17 protein-coding genes are annotated in these 17,275 nt (G+C 71.8%); 4 read left to right on the top strand and 13 right to left on the bottom strand.

Features of this window, described 5'->3' with window-relative positions:
• Positions 1-157 precede the first annotated feature (157 nt).
• Both AC08OO_RS08475 and AC08OO_RS08480 read left to right on the top strand, forming a co-directional pair.
• Positions 158-361 (top strand): hypothetical protein, encoded by a 204-nt coding sequence (locus AC08OO_RS08475; RefSeq protein ID WP_476609493.1) that lies wholly within the window; start codon positions 158-160, stop codon positions 359-361.
• Between the two features lie 243 nt (positions 362-604).
• Positions 605-2,815, top strand: a complete 2,211-nt coding sequence (locus AC08OO_RS08480; RefSeq protein WP_476609492.1) for a DUF8189 domain-containing protein — start codon at positions 605-607, stop codon at positions 2,813-2,815.
• Positions 2,816-2,848: 33 nt separating this feature from the next.
• Here AC08OO_RS08480 and AC08OO_RS08485 read toward each other — a convergent pair whose 3' ends face one another.
• Positions 2,849-3,229 carry a hypothetical protein gene (locus AC08OO_RS08485; RefSeq protein WP_476609491.1) on the bottom strand — a complete coding sequence of 127 codons (381 nt, stop codon included), beginning with the start codon at positions 3,227-3,229 and terminating at the stop codon, positions 2,849-2,851.
• 270 nt (positions 3,230-3,499) lie between these two features.
• Between AC08OO_RS08485 and AC08OO_RS08490 the strand changes: the two genes are divergently transcribed.
• Entirely contained in the window at positions 3,500-4,174 is a 675-nt protein-coding gene (locus AC08OO_RS08490) for an LON peptidase substrate-binding domain-containing protein (protein WP_011435874.1), read from the top strand.
• A 45-nt stretch (positions 4,175-4,219) separates the two neighbouring features.
• Here AC08OO_RS08490 and AC08OO_RS08495 read toward each other — a convergent pair whose 3' ends face one another.
• The 7 genes from AC08OO_RS08495 to AC08OO_RS08525 form a co-directional block, all read right to left on the bottom strand.
• Positions 4,220-4,945: a hypothetical protein gene (locus tag AC08OO_RS08495; RefSeq protein WP_476609490.1), complete on the bottom strand. Its 726-nt coding sequence runs from the start codon at positions 4,943-4,945 to the stop codon at positions 4,220-4,222.
• A 165-nt stretch (positions 4,946-5,110) separates the two neighbouring features.
• Positions 5,111-6,004, bottom strand: coding sequence for an ABC transporter permease (locus AC08OO_RS08500; protein ID WP_476609489.1), 894 nt, complete (start codon positions 6,002-6,004; stop codon positions 5,111-5,113).
• A 13-nt stretch (positions 6,005-6,017) separates the two neighbouring features.
• Entirely contained in the window at positions 6,018-6,980 is a 963-nt protein-coding gene (locus AC08OO_RS08505; protein WP_476606319.1) for an ABC transporter ATP-binding protein, read from the bottom strand.
• 49 nt (positions 6,981-7,029) lie between these two features.
• Positions 7,030-7,674, bottom strand: a complete 645-nt coding sequence (locus AC08OO_RS08510) for a DUF6308 family protein (RefSeq protein ID WP_476606318.1) — start codon at positions 7,672-7,674, stop codon at positions 7,030-7,032.
• Between the two features lie 190 nt (positions 7,675-7,864).
• Positions 7,865-8,944: a hypothetical protein gene (locus tag AC08OO_RS08515; RefSeq protein WP_476609488.1), complete on the bottom strand. Its 1,080-nt coding sequence runs from the start codon at positions 8,942-8,944 to the stop codon at positions 7,865-7,867.
• Complete coding sequence (locus AC08OO_RS08520) at positions 8,941-9,888, bottom strand: RluA family pseudouridine synthase (RefSeq protein ID WP_476609487.1); 948 nt, start codon at positions 9,886-9,888, stop codon at positions 8,941-8,943. Before AC08OO_RS08520 ends, AC08OO_RS08515 begins: the two co-directional genes overlap by 4 nt.
• Complete coding sequence (locus AC08OO_RS08525; RefSeq protein WP_476618393.1) at positions 9,869-10,525, bottom strand: signal peptidase II; 657 nt, start codon at positions 10,523-10,525, stop codon at positions 9,869-9,871. The genes AC08OO_RS08520 and AC08OO_RS08525 overlap by 20 nt, the downstream gene beginning before the upstream one ends.
• Before the next feature lie 520 nt (positions 10,526-11,045).
• On the opposite strand from AC08OO_RS08525, the gene ileS reads away from it, so the two are divergent.
• On the top strand, positions 11,046-14,249 hold the full coding sequence (gene ileS, locus AC08OO_RS08530) for an isoleucine--tRNA ligase (protein WP_476609485.1): 3,204 nt from the start codon (positions 11,046-11,048) through the stop codon (positions 14,247-14,249).
• Between the two features lie 15 nt (positions 14,250-14,264).
• On the opposite strand, the gene AC08OO_RS08535 is transcribed toward ileS, so the two are convergent.
• From AC08OO_RS08535 to AC08OO_RS08555, 5 genes are all read right to left on the bottom strand, one after another.
• Positions 14,265-14,420 carry a hypothetical protein gene (locus AC08OO_RS08535; protein WP_476609484.1) on the bottom strand — a complete coding sequence of 52 codons (156 nt, stop codon included), beginning with the start codon at positions 14,418-14,420 and terminating at the stop codon, positions 14,265-14,267.
• Positions 14,421-14,505: 85 nt separating this feature from the next.
• Positions 14,506-15,456 (bottom strand): DivIVA domain-containing protein, encoded by a 951-nt coding sequence (locus tag AC08OO_RS08540; RefSeq protein WP_476609483.1) that lies wholly within the window; start codon positions 15,454-15,456, stop codon positions 14,506-14,508.
• Positions 15,457-15,550: 94 nt separating this feature from the next.
• Positions 15,551-15,805 (bottom strand): YggT family protein, encoded by a 255-nt coding sequence (locus tag AC08OO_RS08545; protein ID WP_035730579.1) that lies wholly within the window; start codon positions 15,803-15,805, stop codon positions 15,551-15,553.
• A 76-nt stretch (positions 15,806-15,881) separates the two neighbouring features.
• On the bottom strand, positions 15,882-16,424 hold the full coding sequence (locus tag AC08OO_RS08550) for a cell division protein SepF (RefSeq protein ID WP_476606311.1): 543 nt from the start codon (positions 16,422-16,424) through the stop codon (positions 15,882-15,884).
• Between the two features lie 10 nt (positions 16,425-16,434).
• On the bottom strand, positions 16,435-17,275 hold an 841-nt coding region (locus AC08OO_RS08555), incomplete at its 5' end, for a YggS family pyridoxal phosphate enzyme (protein ID WP_476618394.1).

The following is a 17,275-nucleotide window of genomic DNA, read 5'->3' on the forward strand; positions in this document are numbered from 1 at the left end:
CGTGACCCTACCCGCTTCGTCGCAGCGACCTGCCAGCCGGTCACGCTGTCCGGTGCCACACCCGGGCGCCGTGGGGGCGGTCGTCCCGGCCCCGTAACGTCACCGGTGGCAACACGCCTGCGATGTGCTGGCGAGCCGCGAGGAAAGGGCAGTCGTCATGGCGGACGTTTCGGTGCGATTCCAGGTGGCGGGGGATGCCGAGATCGTGCTGAACCTCGCGACCCCGCAGGCTGTCCGGCTGGTGGAAGCCATCATGCGCAAGGTGGCCGAGGCCATGGGTGCGCCGGAACGGCCCGCCGTCGGGGCCATGTGGCCCGACGTGCCATCGGCGCAGGCACCGTTCGCTCCGGACCGACGCTGAGGCACTGGGACGCCGAGGCACTGGGACGCCGAGGCACTGGGACGCCGAGGCAGGCGGGCGGCGGCCCGGCTCCGGCCGATGGACGCCCGCCGCCGGCTGTGTTGGCGCAATCCCTCTGAACAAAGCAGGCGAAGGTACCAGATCGGCACTCTGCGTACTTGTTTTCACAAAAGCCGGCACAGCAAAGCCACAACACGATACAACTCCGCACAGCCATCCCCACCGAAAGGAAAACGATCAAGTATGGCGGGGGACGTACCGGCCGACGAACACGCGCTCATCATCTCGGCCGGAGGGGAGACGGGCCGAGCACTCCGTGCGGCGTTCGCGGCGATCGCACCCACCGACGCGTCCTTGGATGACGGGGTAGACCAGACCGCCGAGGGCGACGGCTCGCCAGCCGATCCCACCCTGGCCAACGAACGACGGCCGCTGCACCGCTACGGCAGGGTCCACGTGTTGGGCCAGCCTCGGGGCACCTCCACGGCGACGGCGGAGCGCACCGCCGCCCGGCTGGCGGCGGCGGTACTCCCCCCCGCGGACGGCAGCGTCGTGTCGACCACCGGGGTGTCGCCCGGGCTGAACCGCGCCGAGACGCTCGGGCTGGACGCCTTCCGCCTGCGGGCCAGCGCCGCCTACCGGCAGCTCAAGCAGGAACGTCCCCGCGACGGCCGGCCATGGGACATGGACCGGCCCTGCACCGACATCCCGCCGCCCCGGGGCAGCTCGCCTGATCCGGACCGGCCGACACCGCATGCCCAGGCGAACGGGCGGGCCGAGGCCCAGAGCCCGACCGCCGCGCCCACGGACACCCGGGCCACGGACACCCGGGCCACCGCGCAGATCGCCCAGGCGTCCTCCCCCACCAGCGCGGCGCTGGAGGGATCGGTGGCCGTCGGGCTGATCATCGTGGAAGGGCCGACCACCGCGCTGCAACTGACCGCCGCGGAACGCACCAAGATCGTAGCTGAGGTGCAGAACGGGTTGTCCTGGTATGCAACCACGAACCCGGCTGCCGACCTGACCTTCCACTACGACATCCAGATCGTGCGGCTGTCCGTCCCACCGGACCCGAACGCGCCCGACCTCGAGGCGCTGTGGCGTGACCCCACCATGAGCCGGCTCGGCTACGCGGCCAGCTTCGACGGCGTCTACGACCACGTCGACGCGCTCCGGTCCCGGCTCGGCACCCGGTCCGCCTACTGCGCGTTCTTCACCAAGTATCCGCTGGGATACTTCGCGTACTCCTCGGTGGGTGGCCCCCGGCTCGTGATGTCCGTCGACAACGACGGCTGGGGACCGGACAATATCGACCGGGTCTTCACCCACGAGACCGGTCACATCTTCGGCGCTCCGGACGAGTACGCGGGCGCCCAGTGCGACTGCGGCGGTCGGTGGGGGGCGTTCCACGCCCCGAACGGCAACTGCGACGCCTGCGCGCCCGCGCCCGTCGACTGCCTGATGCGCTCGAACAGTTTCGCGCTGTGCCACTACACCCCCAGCCACATCGGCTGGGGCCACGGAGTGAGCGGCAACCCGGCGCTTGTCCAGGCCAGGGGGCTCGGCCAGATCGGCAACTTCGACGCCGTCGTCCCCTCGGCCTTCGCCGGGCTGACCCACGTCTGGCGGGACAACGACGCGGCAGGCTTCCCCTGGATGGCCCCGTGGCAGACGGCTCAGGAGCTCGGCCGGATCGATGCCGCCACCATGATCCAGAGCACCCTGGCCAGGCCGGGACCCCTCGAGGTCGCCGTCCGGGTCGGCTCGACGCTGTACTTCCTGTGGCGGGACTCCACCGGCGCCTTCGCCTGGCACCCGCCGACCCGCCTCGTCCAGGGGGTGGGGGGCGTTCCGTCGCTGGTGCAGAGCCGGCTGGGCACCAAGGGCAACTTCGAACTGCTCGTGCCCGCCGCGGACGTCGGCATCCTGCACCTGTGGCGCAACCATGACATCCACGGATTTCCGTGGAGCACTCCGAAGCTGTTCGGCGCGAACCTCGGGCGCGTCGACGCCGTCAGCCTCATCCACGGCACGCTGGGCGGCGGCAACGGGATGCTGGAAGCGGTCGCCCGGGTCGGCAACCGGCTCGTGCACCTCACCCGCGACAACGGGGCGGTCTGGCGCACCGGCCCCGTCTTCGCCGAGGGCGTGACGGGCAATCCGGTGCTCATCCAGAGCGCCTTCCCCGACGGCTCCCGCAACTTCGAGGTGGTCGTCCCCGCCGCGGACCGCGGGCTCATCCACTTCTATCGGAACAACGGCGCGCCCTCCCCGGTCTGGAGCGGACCGCGGCCGTTCGCACCGGAGCTGGGCCGGGTGGACGCCGTCTCGATGATCCAGAGCAACTTCGACGGGCATCTGGAGGTGCTCGCCCGCGTCGGCGACCGGCTCCACATGGTCTGGCGTTCGTCGGGCCCCGGTGCAAGCTGGTCGGTCCCCCGGCGCGTGTTCTGAGCCGCCGCGCGTGTTCTGAGCCGCCGCGCGGGGTCATCCGGCCGGCGCCGCCCCGGGTGGCCGGTCGGGCGGGAGGTACCCTGGCGTGTCCCAGGGCTCACCACCTGCGGGATCGCGGTGCTTGGCGCCCCTCCGCGCCAGCCAGCCGTCGACGAACAGGCTCTCGGCTGCGGTAAGGGTCTCCCGCAGCACCGGGGGAACCTGATCGATGAAGACCCCGCACACCCCGGGCAGGGCAGCCACCTCCGGCGCCCGGGAGGGGGGCAGCGCCACGAGAGCCAGCCGGGGGCGCAAGGCCGAGGTCACGGTGCCGAGGACAGCCAGTTCGGCCAGTGGGTCGACATCCGTGCCGGTCGAGAAGCCCCGGTCCGGCCGATGGAAGACGACCAGTAGCTCCGGCTCGGTTTCCCACACCGGGCCATTCTCCCGCGAACGGACCCGGATGGAAGGTCCCCAGGCACCGACGGTCCACCGCCCGGGCTCCCGGTCCACCGCCCGAACCCGCGCCCGGTGAGAATCACAGCCCTTCGTGGATGGACACCATGGCTACCGGGGGACAGGGTTGGGACAAACGTCCGACTCCTGGTCGTGGACCCGCCCCAGGCGGTCCTCGCCCGACCGCCGCCGGCCGCTTCCGGTCCCGTCCGGGGCCGGAGAGGGCAGGGCAGGAAGAAGGCACCGCAGTTGAGCGAGCGGCTTCCTCTGTTCCCACTCGGGACGGTCCTGCTCCCCGGGCTGGTCCTACCCCTGGAGATCTTCGAGGAACGGTACCGGATCTTGGTGCGGAAACTGCTCGAGCAGCCCGCCGACCAGGTCCGACGGTTCGGAGTGATCGCCATCCGGCGAGGCCGGGAGGTGGGTCCGGCCCTGCCGGCGATCCACGACGTGGGCTGCACCGCCGTGCTGCGGCGCGTCCAGGAGCACTCCGACGGGCGGTTCTCGCTCATCACGGTGGGCGGTGACCGGTTCCGGATCCGCACGGTGGACCGGCACAGCGAGCCCTACCTCGTCGGGGATGTCGACTACCTGCCGGACGACGTCGGCGACACCGACGACACCGACGACACCGTTCCGGCGGTCCAGCGTCTGCTCCGAACCTACGCCGACCGGCTCGCCGCCACCGGCACCGTGCAGATCTCGCTGCCGGACCTCCCCGACGACCCGATCGCCCTTTCGTACGTGATCGCCGCCGCCGCCGTCACCGACGTCACCGAACGTCAGGGGCTGCTCGCCGCGCCGGACGCGGCCAACCGACTGCGGGCCGAACGGGCGCTGCTCCGCCGGGAGATCGGCCTCCTGGAAAAGATCACCACCATCGGATCGAGCGAGTTGCGCCGAGTCGATCCCAGCCCGAACTGACCCCGGGCCAAACCGTGGGACGTTCGCCACCCGGGGGATCGACGCTCAGTCCCCAGCCCCGTGGCCGGGCGCGTCGCCGGGCGCGGTCGGACCCCGCCTGTCCTCGGCGGCGTCCGACTGGGCCCGTGAGGTCACCCACAGCCCGACGAGGAGCACGAGCAGGGCGGCCACCGGCATGACAAAGTAGAGCCCGCCCGCGCGGACCTTCATGTCCACCAGGCCGGTGATCAGCGGAGAGGCGTCCTTCGGCAGCGCGTGCAGCAGCTGGGGCGAGCGTCGCTGGTGGCCGATCCAGCCGGCGATCAGCGAGCCGCCGATGCCGCCGGCGGCGAGCCCGACCGGGACCGGCCATCCCGCGTCCCGGACCCGCCAGCACGCCACGGCACCGCCGATCACGCCGGCGACCGCGCAGATCAGAGCGAACCGGACGTCGATGTCACTCTGGACCGTAAACGCCGATTCATGCCCGTCCAACGCCACGGCAAGATCCAGATGGGGCGCGGTCGCGGCCCAGAGCAGGCCGAGCGGGAAGCCGGCGAGCGCCATCGCCGCCGCGCAGATCAGGCCGGCGACGGCCGCCGAACGAGCACCGAACGCCCGGCCCGGGTTCCGCCCGGGCGGCGCCGGCTCACCGGCTGCGGGGACGGCGATCGCCGGATCGAGGGTCGGCTGACCAGGGTGGTGCGGCCCGTCCCCGGGTGGGACGTCCCCGGGTGGGACGGACAGCGCGGCCGGCTCGACTCCGCGGATGCCCGACGACCGCTCCATCATGACGCGCTTTCTGCCACTGGCTGTCTGTCCCCTCGTCCCCGGCCTACCAGCATCCCCGGCCTACCAGCGCATTGTCGCCGACCGGCCGCAGGCCGTTGACCCTACCGCGCCGGTCGGTCCCGCAGCGGTCCTGCTACTACGCTGGCCCCGCTAACTATGACGCCCTCAGGACGTGCCGACACGGCGCAGTGCCATCGCCGCGACAGACAGCGCCGCCATCCCGACGGCGGCGCAGATCCCGAGGTCGAGGACCACCTTCGCCCAGTCGACACCGGGTTGGAAGGCTGCCGCGAGGGCGTCCACCGCGTAGCTGCTGGGCAACGCGTCCCGCGCCCAGCGGCCGACCTCGGGCAGCCGGCCGGAGGGGATCACACCGAAGAACAGCACGATGCTCATTCCGAGCTGGCCGGCGACGGTCGCGAGCTCCGGCCGAGGGGCGAGCAGGCCAATCGCCGCCCCGAGCCCGGACAGGCAGATCCCGGCGAGCGCCACGACGGGCAGCAGCAGCCACAGGCCGGACAGCGGCAGCCCGTAGAGCAGCGCCCCCAGCACCGCGGTGACGACAGTGCCGGGCGCCGCGAAGGTCGCGTACGAGGCCGCCGTGCCCAGCACCACCGCGACGCCGGACACCGGCAACGTGAGGTAGTAGTCCAGGGCACCGGCCGCCCGCAGCGCCCCGAACCGCTGGGCCAGCAGGTTCAACGCGACGAAGGCGACCACGAGCACCGTGGAACCCGCCACGACCTGCCCGGCGGCCGTGGTGTCGCCGACGTCGAGGATCCCGCGCAGCAGCACGAGGATCCCGACCGACTGGAACGACGCGACGAACAACAGCGGGATCCGTCCCACCTTGGAGCGGGCGAGCTGCCCGCGGTAGACCGCACCGAACGCGGTGCGGAACGACGTCGGCGGCGGCAGCTGCGGCGGGGCACTGCTCGGCGGGGCGGAGGCCGACGCCGGCCGCGTGGCGGGAGCCGGGCGGCCATCCGCGACCGATGGCGCCGGCACCCCGGGTGCCCCGCCACCGGGTGCCCCGCGCGCGTCCGGAACGACGGTCACCGGAAAATCACGATCATGCGCGCTCCAGGTCCCGCGACCTGCCGCCGAGGGTGAGGTACACGTCCTCCAGCGAGGGGGTGGCGAGACTGAAATCGTCCAGCGCGGCGAACGCCGGGCCGGCGGTCAACCGGCCGAGGGCGTCACGGGCCGCGGCCGGAGCCAACCGGATGGTCCACCGCCGTCCGTTGACCACGGCGAGCGCGGCCAACGTCGCGACGGTGGGGTCGTCCGCGGGCGGGTCGTGGCGCCACGCGAGGTCGAGCCGGACGTCACCGGACAACGATGCCTTGAGCTGGCCCGGAGTGTCGCAGGCGATCACCCGCCCGGCATCCAGGACGGCGACCCGGTCAAGCACCGACTCTGCCTCGAGGACGTTGTGCGTGATCAGCAGGACGGTGACACCGACGGTGTCCCGGCGACGTTGCAGCGCCGACCACACGGCCCGCCGGGCGACGGGGTCGAGGCCGGTGGTCGGCTCGTCGAGGACGAGCATCGGCCGGTCCCCCACCAGGGTGGTAGCGACACACGCCAGCCGGCGTTGCCCACCGGACAGCTTCGACAGCGGGCGATGCGCCACCGCCTCCAGACCGAGCTCGCCGAGCACGGCGTCACGGACCGCCCGCACGGCGGGGCGGGGGACGCCGCGCATGCGGGCGGTGGTCGCCACGGCGGTGGCGACCGGCAGCTCGGCCAGCGCGAGATCGTCCTGGCCCAGATAGGCGGCGAGCCGGGCCGGCAGACCGCGGGCGGCCAGCACGTCGCGGCCAAAAAGGGTGATCGTGCCCGCGTCCGGCCGCAGCAGACCCATCAACTGGCGGACCAGCGTGGTCTTCCCGGCGCCGTTCGGCCCGAGCACCCCGAACACCTCGCCCTGCCGGACGTCGAGATCGATTCGATCATTGGCGAGAACGGCATGCTCACCCGTCCCGTGCCGCCGGGTGAGCCCGCGGACCGCGTAGCTCAACACATCGACCATTGTCGCAGTCGGAGCCGGTCGATGGTCCCGGGCCGACAACGGGCGCTGATCACACCGCGCTGCTCATCCACACCACGACGTCGAGCATCCGCAGCGGGGTGATCGGGGGACCCGCGACGGGCACCAGCGCCCCGAGCCGGCGGAACTCCTCGGCGTTCTCCCGCAGGTCGTACTGCATCGCGCGGATGAGCAGGCCCATGTACTGCCGCCAGGACCGCCCGTCCCGCGGCGACGGCGGGACGCAGTCCTCGTGCTGGTAGAAGATCCTCACCTTGGAGTCGAACAACGGGACCAGGGCGGGCCGCTTGCGGTGCAGCACCTTGGCGATGAGGGAGCCCTTGACGTCCCGGTCGGAGACGTCCGGGTCGTCGAGGGGGTCGTAGAGCGCGGCGACCAGATCGAGGGTGACCTCGTCGGCCTCGATGAGCTCGATGCCGGGAGGAAGGCTGTCCAACGCCCGCTGCAGCAACGGCATCAGCGCGGTGAGCGTGTGCATCCGATCCAGGTCCACGTGCACGCCGAGCAGGCACGGGGCCAGGAGATCCCCGGTGCACAGCAGATCCGGATCACTATTGGTGACCAGGCCGTCGTAGTACGGGTAGGCGTAGCGCAGACCTCGCTTGCGCGGCCCCAGGTACTCCTCGAGCAGGCTCTCCGCGTCGAAGACCTCCCGGGTGCCCTTCGCCAGCTTCAACCTGGGTCTCCTCATCATGATCCGTGAACTCCCCGGCCGGTCGCAACCCCAGGTGACGAAGCCGGTCTCGCCCCTCATCCTCTCCTGTCCCGGTCGACGATGGCGCAGGGGTCGGATGCCACGCCAGAACGGTCACCGTCCGCCACCCGTGCCCGGCACGCCGTCCGATCATGCGGACGGCTCGACCGGATCAGCGACGACCCGGGGACAGTGGGATGAATCTCACACCCGGCGGCCCGCTTCCCGGTGGGGCCGGGTCCACCACCCGCACCCGGGGATCGGTCGCGAGCTGCGAGAGCCGGCCGGCCGGGGCGCGGACCACCGCGGCGAACAGACACCCGCACCCGGCCCGCAGGTCGTTCGCCGCCCGCCGCTCGCGGTCGGCGGCGGCGGTGTCGCCGACCTGTGTGTCGGCGGCGGCTCGGGCATCCGCCTGGGCCGCCGCCGACCCGAAGGCCGCCCGGACGTCGGCCACCGGATCGCGCACGACGGCCTGCTCCTGTTCACCCCCGATACCGGCGGTGAAGAACACCTGGACGGTCCGGAAGTCGCCGAACACCGCGAGCAGGTCGGCGGGGGTGCGGGGCGCGGTGAGACTGGCCACGGCGTAGAGATCGGCGCCGGGGGCGGCCGAGGTCAGCAACGCGAGGTTCTGCCGGCTGGCGCCGAGGTAGTCGGCGACCGGGTCGTTCGGCCCGGGGCCGATCGTCACCGCGGGCAGCGCGGGCGCCACCGGCTGGTCGGACGTCGGCCACCGGATCGCGGACGTCGGCTGGTTCGCGGACGTCGCTGCCTGCCCGGTCGCCGAGGAGGACGGTCCGGACGACGGAGCATGATCGACGCCCTGCAGGATCGCGGCCGTCGCGCTCACCACGATCAACGCGACGAGTCCGAGGACGAGCATCCGGACGCCCCAGTCCACCACCCCGCCGGGCGTGACTCCGGCCACGTCGAGCAGGGCCGGCGGACCGTCATCGTCGTCGGAGCCGGCAGGCGAGGGCCGGACCCGGTCCCGGGTCCGGCGGACCCGACCGATCTCCCGCTCCGCCAGGCCCACCATCCACGCCCGGACGATCGCGATCGCGCGAGAGGTCGCCGGCAGCGTGCGGGCGTCGACCCGATCGAGCAGCGCCCCCAACCCGTGGACCGGTGGGCGCACGGTGGACCACCCCCGGCCGGCGGGGGCCGGGGCCGGCACCGCTCCCCCGGGTGCCGCGGGAGCGGGCACCGGCGCCGAGGTCGCCTCCCCGAGCGTCGCCGGCTCCGTCATGGCTGGTCCCGCAGCCGTTCCACCGCCTCGGCCAGGTCAGCCGGGTCCGGACTGGTGAACTCGACCCGTCCGCCGTGACCTGGATGATCGAAGGACAGCCGCGCCGCGTGCAGCCACTGGCGGGCCAGGCCGAGCCGCTCGGCGAGCGTGGGATCGGCCCCGTAGGCGAGATCCCCGACACACGGGTGCCGCAGGGCGGACATGTGCACCCGGATCTGGTGGGTGCGCCCGGTTTCCAACCGCACGGACAGCAGGGAGGCGGCCCGGAAGGCCTCCTGGAGGTCGTAGTGGGTGATACTCGGCTTGCCGTCCGCGACGACGGCGAACAGCCCCGGCCGGCGCGGATGCCGGTCGATCGGGGCGTCCACGGTGCCCCGCAGCGGATCGGGATGGCCCTGCACCACGGCCCGGTAGTGCTTGTCCACCGTACGGTCACGAAACGCCCGTTTCAGCAGGGTATACGCGCGCTCGCTCTTGGCGACCACCATCACCCCGGTGGTACCGACGTCGAGACGGTGCACCACCCCCTGACGCTCGGCCGCGCCCGAGGTGGAAATGCGGTATCCCGCGGCGGCCAACGCCCCGATCACAGTCGGTCCGGTGAAGCCGGGCGCCGGATGGACGGCGACCCCGACCGGCTTGTCCACCACGATGATGTCGTCGTCGTCGTAGAGAATGCCGAGAGCCTCGACCGGCGTGGGTTCCACCGCCACCGCCACCGGACGCGGCGGAGCGGGCAGCCGGACCTCCAGCCAGGCACCGCCGCTGACCCGGTCGGACCGGCCCCGGACCTTCCCGTCGAGGCTCGCCTGGCCGTCGTCGACGAGCGCGGCGGCCACGGTCCGCGACAGCCCGAACATCCTCGCGATCGCCGCGTCGAGACGGACGCCGTCGAGCCCGTCCGGGACCGGCAGGGAGCGCAGGTCACCGCCCGTGATGGTCACTGCCCCCGCCGGGGGGATGATGCTCGGCGTAGCGCGTGCCGTCCAGACCCACGCCGCGCAGGGACAGGATGACCGCGAGCACGCCGCCGCAGACGATCGCGGAGTCGGCCACGTTGAAGATGGGCCAGTAGTGGAGGTGGACGAAGTCCACGACGTGACCGCGCAGGGGACCGGGCGAGCGGAAGAGGCGGTCGGCGAGGTTGCCCACCGCCCCGCCGAGCAGGGCGCCGAGCACGAGAGCCCACCCCACCGACCGCAGCCGGCGGGCGGTGAACACCACCACCGCGACCACGGCCAGGGCGACCAGGCTGAGTAGCACCGTCGCGCCGCCCGCGAGGCTGAAGGCCGCTCCGGAGTTGCGGGTGAGCTCCAGGTCGAGCAGGCCGGGGATGACCTCGACAGGCCCCCGGTCGGACAGGGTGGCCACCGCGACATGCTTGGTGAGGATGTCCGACAGCAGGACGATCGCCGCCGCGACCGTCAGCGTGGCCACCGCCCGGCGGGAACCGGCGGTAGGGCGAGCCTCGTCCCGCCCGCGCGGCACCGGCGTCGACCCCCCGGGCGGGGCCGAGGGCTTCGTGGACATCGCCGGCGCGACGGACCCCGCGCCCGGGGTGACGCCCCCCGGCGCGGTCACCGCGTGATCGACGGGATCTTCGGACACACCGCTCCCGATGGTCGGCACCTCTCCTACCGGACCACTCTACGGCCCCGAGTCCCGACGATGAACCGGCCGCGCGGCGAAGGGCCGAGCCGGGGACGGGACCACTCGTCCCGCTGAGCTACGCTGATGGACAGCGGTACGGCGTGGACGGGGACGAGTAGCGGCGGGCGCAGCCCGAGCGAGCCGGGGTCGGTGGAAGCCCGGTGGCCAGCGCGTCGCGAAGATCACCCCCGAGCCGCCGGAAGAACGGAATCCGGTCGACCATCGGGTCCCCAGTAGATCCGGCCGCCGCGAGGACAACGAGGGGCCATCCCTCGGCCCGATCCGGCCGAGCGGGTGCGCAAGGAGGGTGGTACCGCGGTACCCCCGGTCCGGGCAGGACAGGCGGCCGGCGCATCGGCCGGATGGTCACGCCCGGGGCCGGTGAGGCGTCGTCCCTCCGTTGGAGAACCAGCCCGACGGAGATTACGACTATGGAGACCGGGTCCCCACGATGAGCACCCCTCTGCGGCATCCTACCTTCGCTGCGCTGCCCGCCCAGGTGGACCTGCCCGCCCTGGAGCGGGAGACGTTGGCCCGCTGGCGCGACACCAAGGTGTTCCACCGTTCGCTGGAGGCCACCGCGGACCGCCCGCTGTGGGTTTTCTACGAGGGCCCGCCCACCGCCAACGGCAGGCCGGGGGCGCATCACGTGGAGGCCAGGGTCTTCAAGGACCTGTTCCCCCGCTACCGGACGATGAAGGGCTACCACGTTCCCCGGCGGGCTGGCTGGGACTGCCACGGGCTGCCCGTCGAGCTCGCGGTCGAGAAGGAGCTCGGCTTCACCAGCAAAAACGACATCGAGGCGTTCGGCATCGCCGAGTTCAACGCCCGGTGCCGCGAGTCGGTGCTGCGCCATGTCGCGGACTTCTCCGCGATGACCGAGCGGATGGGCTATTGGGTCGACCTCGATGGCGCCTACCGCACCATGGACACCAGCTACGTCGAGAGCGTCTGGTGGTCGCTCAAGCAGATCTTCGACCAGGGCCTGCTGGTCGAGGACTTCCGGGTCACCCCGTACTGCCCGCGCGACGAAACGCCGCTTAGTGACCACGAGGTGTCCCAGGGCTACTCGGACGTCGACGACCCCTCGGTCCACGTCCGTTTCCCGCTCGTCGCCGACGCCCTGGGCCTCGCCGGGCAGGGTGCGCAGCTGCTGGTCTGGACGACGACCCCGTGGACGCTGGTGTCGAACACGGCGGTGGCCGTTCACCCGGAGGTGGAGTACGTCCTGGCCCGCGCGGGGGACGGGGAGTTGTTCGTCGTCGCCGAACCACTGGTCACCGCGGCCCTCGGCGAGGACGCCGAGATCGTCGAGCGGTTCCGCGGGGCGGAGCTGGCCGGTGCCCGCTACACCCGCCCGTTCGAGCTGCTGGCGGCCGAGCGGTTCGCGGCCGGCGCCGGCGTCCCACACTCGGTCGTGCTCGCCGACTACGTGACGACCACGGATGGCACGGGCCTGGTCCACCAGGCGCCGGCGTTCGGCGCGGAGGACCTCGCGGTCTGCCGGGCGAGCGGGCTGCCGGTGGTGAACCCGATCGGGACGGACGGTCGCTTCCTTGCCGACGTCCCCTTGGTCGGCGGGATGTTCTTCAAGGATGCCGACGCGCCGCTGACCGCCGACCTGCGCGAGCGGGGCCGGCTGTGGCGGGCATCGACGTATACGCACAGTTATCCGCACTGCTGGCGCTGTCACACACCGTTGATCTACTATCCGCTGCCGTCCTGGTACATCCGGACCACCGCCATCCGCGACGAGCTGCTCGCGCAGAACGAGCGGACGACCTGGCATCCCGAGCGGATCAAGACTGGTCGGTACGGCGAGTGGCTGCGCGGCAACGTCGACTGGGCGCTGTCCCGCAACCGATACTGGGGGACACCGCTGCCGGTCTGGCGCTGCGACGACGACCCCACCCACCTGGTGTGCGTCGGGTCACTCGCGGAGCTCTCCGAGCTCGCCGGGCGGAACCTGGCCGACCTCGACCCGCACCGCCCGTTCGTCGACGAGGTCACCGGGACCTGCCCGACCTGTGGCGGCGTCTCGCACCGGGTGCCCGAGGTGATCGACGTCTGGTATGACAGCGGCGCGATGCCGTTCGCCCAGTGGGGCGCCCCGCACCACAACCTCGAGGCGTTCACCCGGCAGTACCCGGCGCAGTACATTTGCGAGGCGATCGACCAGACCCGCGGCTGGTTCTACACGATGATGGCGGTCGGCACGCTGGTGTTCGGCCGCTCCTCCTACGAGACAGTGCTCTGCCTCGGCCTGCTTCTGGACGCCGACGGCCGCAAGATGAGCAAGCATCTCGGCAACGTGCTCGATCCCTTCGAGCTGTTCGAGCGGCACGGCGCGGACGCGGTCCGTTGGCTGATGCTCGCCGGCGGCTCGCCGTGGGCGGACCGCCGGGTGAGTCACGAGGCGATCGAGGACATCGTCCGCAAGGTCCTGCTCACCTACTGGAACACCTCGTCGTTCTTCGCTCTCTATGCCGGGGCAGCCGGCTGGCGCCCAGCCGCGGACCCGGCCGCGGGCGCGACACCGCCGGTCCGACGGCACGTGCTGGACCGCTGGGCGCTGTCCGAGCTCGCGGCCACCGTCGCCGAGGTGGACGATGCGCTGGAGAACTTCGACTCGCTGCGGGCCGGGCGGCGGATCGCCCGGTTCGTCGACGACCTGTCCAACTGGTACGTCCGCCGGTCCCGCCGCCGGTTCTGGGCCGGCGACGCCGACGCCCTGAGCACCCTGCACACCTGCCTGGACGCGCTGACCCGGGTGATGGCGCCGTTCACGCCGTTCCTCACCGACTGGCTGTGGTCACGACTGTTCGCCGACACATCCCCGCAGACCCCCGACTCGGTGCACCTGGCCGCCTGGCCCGAGCTCCCGGCGGGGCTGCACACGCCGGAGCTCTCGGAGCAGATGGATCTCGTCCGGCGGATCGTGGAACTCGGCCGCGCCGCCCGGGCCGCCAGCGGGGTGCGCACCCGCCAGCCGTTGCCGCGGGCGGTCGTCGGCGCGAGTGCCTTTGACGAGCTCTCCCCCGAGCTGATCGCACAGATCACCGAGGAGCTCAACGTGACCACGGTGGAGCCGGCGACCTCGGAGGTCGTCGACATCTCGGTGAAGCCGAACTTCCGGGCGCTGGGGCGGCGCTTCGGCAGGAACACCAAGGCGGTCGCCGCGGCCATCGCGGCCGCCGGTCCTCCCGTCAACGGACGGCTCACCGTCACCGTTGACGGGGAGGACGTCGAGCTGTCCGGGGACGAACTGATCATCACGGAGACGCCACGGCAGGGCTGGGCGGTCACCGCCGAGTCCGGGCTCTCCGTCGCCCTCGACCTGGAGATCTCCCCGCAGCTCGCCCGCGCCGGGCTCGCCCGCGACGTCGTCCGGGTGCTCCAGGACGCGCGCAAGGCGGCGGGGCTGGAGATCACCGACCGGGTGGACGTCTCCTGGGCTGCGACGCGCGAGGAGACCACGCTCGCTCTGCGTACCCACGGTCAGACGGTGGCCGAGGAGGTGTTGGCGGTCTCCTTCACCGAGGCGGCCCGCACGGAACTACCTGCGGCGCAGCCGCGCGAGACGGCAGCCCGCTCGGCAGCCGAGGAGCTGGGCCTGGCGTTCACGCTCACCCGGCACGAGACGACCGGCGGCTGAGACCGAGGCCCGGGGTCAGCGAGAGGCCCGGCGTACTGCTCCCGCCGGGAGCAGCGCCGCGGCGGCCAGCGTCAAGATCAGGGACGCATAGACGAAACCGCTGCCGGCGAGGATGCCGACCACCGCAAGAACCGTACACAGAGCAAGAACCGCTCCACAAAGCGTCAGCATCTCTCGATCACCCCATCACGAGACCGGCCGTCGGCTCCGGGGCCGAGGGCCACGCCGGACCCGCCGAGGGCCGCGCGGTGGATGATCAGAACTCCTGCATTCCCGGGGTGTCCCGCCGGGTGGCATCCATGTCCGGCCGGCCGTGACCGTTGTCGCGGGCCATGGCGGCGCCGGCGGGCAGGGGCGGACCGGGCGGGAAGGTCGGCTGGTGGGCGGGGCTCTGCGCAGCGCCACTGGGCCCCATTCCCACCGCGGGCGGCGTGGGTCCACCACCCGGGTTGAGGCCCGGTCGCGGAGGCCCGCCGGCACCGACGGCCGGCTGGGTCGGCATGCCGTCCAGGTCCCGCAGCTGCATCTCCAGGTAGGCCCGCAGCCGGGTGCGGTACTCCCGCTCGAACGCCCGAAGCTGCTCGACCTGGCCCTCGAGACGACGCTTGTCGTCCTCCAAGCCGCCGAGCTGCTCGGCCACGTGCGCCCGGGCCTCACCGATGATGCGGTCCGCGTCCGCTCTCGCCTCGCGGCGAGCGCGTTCGGACTCCGTGCGCGCCTCGCGCAGCGCCTCGTCCGCCGTGCGCTGGGCCAGCACGAGGGTACGGGCGACCCGCTGCTCGATGTCGGCCTCCACCTGCGGGTTGCCGCCGGCGCGGGCGGGCGGTCCGGAGGTACCCACCGCCGAGATCACCGTGGTGGGGGCGCCGCCCTGCTGCGGCGCGGGGGGCTGCGGCTGCTGGCCCCGCTCCCGGGCAGCCTGGGCGGCCTGGGCCTGCGCCTGGGCGATCTGGCGACGCGCCTCGTCGAGCTGGCGGCGCAGGCCCTGGTTCTCCTCAAGGATCTGCGCGGGCACGCCCGGACCACCACCGCCGGAACGCCGGGCCTCGTCGAGCTGCCGGCGCAGGTCGCTGTTCTCGTCCAGCAGCCGCGTCAGCTCGGCCTCCACCTCGTCGAGGAAGGTGTCGACCTCATCCTCGTTGTAGCCCGTGCGAAACCTCGTCGGGCTGAAGACCTTGTTCTGAACGTCCTGTGGTGTCAGAGCCACGTCGCCTCCTCGTGCGGCATCGCCGCTCCCCGAAGAGAGGGCGGTCTGCGGGCAGTCTGCCGCGCCCGCGCTCGCGGTGTGCACAACAACCCCGTCACAGCCTCTGCGCATAGCTTCGAAGCACGATGACCACTAGGAAGAGCAGCAGGAACCCGAGGTCAAGCGCAACGCTACCCACCCGCAACGGCGGAAGAAATCGCCGGATGAATCGTAACGGAGGGTCAGTCACCGTGTACACAATCTCGAAGACCAGTACCAGGGGGCCGGTCGGGCGGAACGATCGGCTGAGGGCAAGAACCAGATCGATGATCCATCGTGCTATCAGGAGCAACAGATAGACCGTCAGCACCCAAAAGATCAAGCTTCCTACTGTGCTGATGGTGCTCTCTCCTGAGAAACGGGGGGGACGCGATCACGCCCCCTGACTATGACTGGTTGTAGAAGCCACCCTCACGGATGCGTCGCTTGTCCGTCTCGGTGACCTCGACGTTGTGCGGCGAGAGCAGGAAGACCTTGTTTGTCACCTTCTCGAGGTCGCCCCGCAGCCCGAAGATCAGACCTGCGGCGAAGTCGACCAGCCGCTTGGCGTCGGCATCGTCCATGTCGGTGAGGTTCATGATAACGGGCGTCCCGTCCCTGAACTCCTCGCCGATCTGGCGCGCCTCATTGTAGCTGCGTGGCTGAAGCGTGGTGATCCGGTAGGGGTGCGACTCCTCCACCGCGGCCACCCTGCGCATCGGCACGGGACCGGCGGGACGCAGCGGTTCGACCGGTGGACGTCGCGGCATGGCGACCGGCTCCTCACGTGCGTCTATCCGACGGACCGTACGGTCCATCGGAACCGGTTCGTGCATAGCACGCCGGTCGTCACGACCGACCGCACGACCGTCGTCATAGTCGTCCTCGAGATAGTCCTCATCCTCCTCGGCCAGACCGAGGTAGACCATCGCCCTGCGCCCGAGCCCCATGGGCGCGACTCTAAGGGACACCAGGCCGTTCACCGAACAAAGCGGTGCCGATCCGAAGGTGTGTCGCGCCTTCGGCCACAGCGTCCTCAAGATCTCCCGACATGCCGGCACTGATGACGGTGGCCTGGGGATGCCCCACCTTCAGGCGTTCCGCCACCTCACGCAGTCGCGCGAACGCAGGTCGTGGCTGCCCCCTCCGGGGGGCGACAGCCATCACGCCTCGCAGGGCCAGTCCCGGCGCCTCCTCGACAAGATCGGCCAGGGCGGAAAGGCCGGCCGGATCGATCCCTCCGCGCCTCGAGCCGGCGATCGACGCGCCGATCTTCCCATCGGAAGCACCAGGGAGGTCCAACGAGACCTGGAGACAGATCGACAGCGGGCGGCCGCGTTCCATTGCCAGCCGGGAGAGCACTGGCACCAGGCTCACCCGATCCACCGACTGCACCCAATCCGCCCAACGAAGAACGGATCTGGCCTTGTTGCGCTGCAGTTGTCCCACGAAATGCCAGATCGGATCGTCGGAACCGGTGGCACCGGAGGACGGGCCGTCACCGGTTCCCTTGGCCGGGACGCTCCGTTCCCCGCCGATCAGCCGGGTGACGAGACTCACCTTCGGCCCGGCCTCCTGCTCCCGGTTCTCGGCGAAGTGCCGCACCCCGAGCGTGTGCATCATCACAACATCCTGGGGTGGGTAGGTTTTACTGACCGCAATGAGGGTGAGGTGGTCCGGATCACGGCCCGCTGCCCGGGCCGCCCCCACGATCCGAGCCCGGACCTCGGCCAGCCGCTGCGTCAACCGGTCCAGGCGCGCCGGATCGAGCTCGATCGGGGCGGGTCGGTCCGGGGCGCCT

The sequence above is a fragment of the Frankia sp. CeCAU1 genome (genome assembly GCF_977971845.1).

Excerpts from the sequence above, each read along its gene's own strand:
- AC08OO_RS08475 (WP_476609493.1), top strand. The coding sequence starts at position 158 with ATGGCGGACGTTTCGGTGCGATTCCAGGTGGCGGGGGATGCCGAGATC.
- AC08OO_RS08480 (WP_476609492.1), top strand. The coding sequence starts at position 605 with ATGGCGGGGGACGTACCGGCCGACGAACACGCGCTCATCATCTCGGCC.
- AC08OO_RS08495 (WP_476609490.1), bottom strand. The coding sequence starts at position 4,945 with ATGATGGAGCGGTCGTCGGGCATCCGCGGAGTCGAGCCGGCCGCGCTG.
- AC08OO_RS08505 (WP_476606319.1), bottom strand. The coding sequence starts at position 6,980 with ATGGTCGATGTGTTGAGCTACGCGGTCCGCGGGCTCACCCGGCGGCAC.
- AC08OO_RS08515 (WP_476609488.1), bottom strand. The coding sequence starts at position 8,944 with ATGACGGAGCCGGCGACGCTCGGGGAGGCGACCTCGGCGCCGGTGCCC.
- ileS (WP_476609485.1), top strand. The coding sequence starts at position 11,046 with ATGAGCACCCCTCTGCGGCATCCTACCTTCGCTGCGCTGCCCGCCCAG.
- AC08OO_RS08535 (WP_476609484.1), bottom strand. The coding sequence starts at position 14,420 with ATGCTGACGCTTTGTGGAGCGGTTCTTGCTCTGTGTACGGTTCTTGCG.
- AC08OO_RS08550 (WP_476606311.1), bottom strand. The coding sequence starts at position 16,424 with ATGGGGCTCGGGCGCAGGGCGATGGTCTACCTCGGTCTGGCCGAGGAG.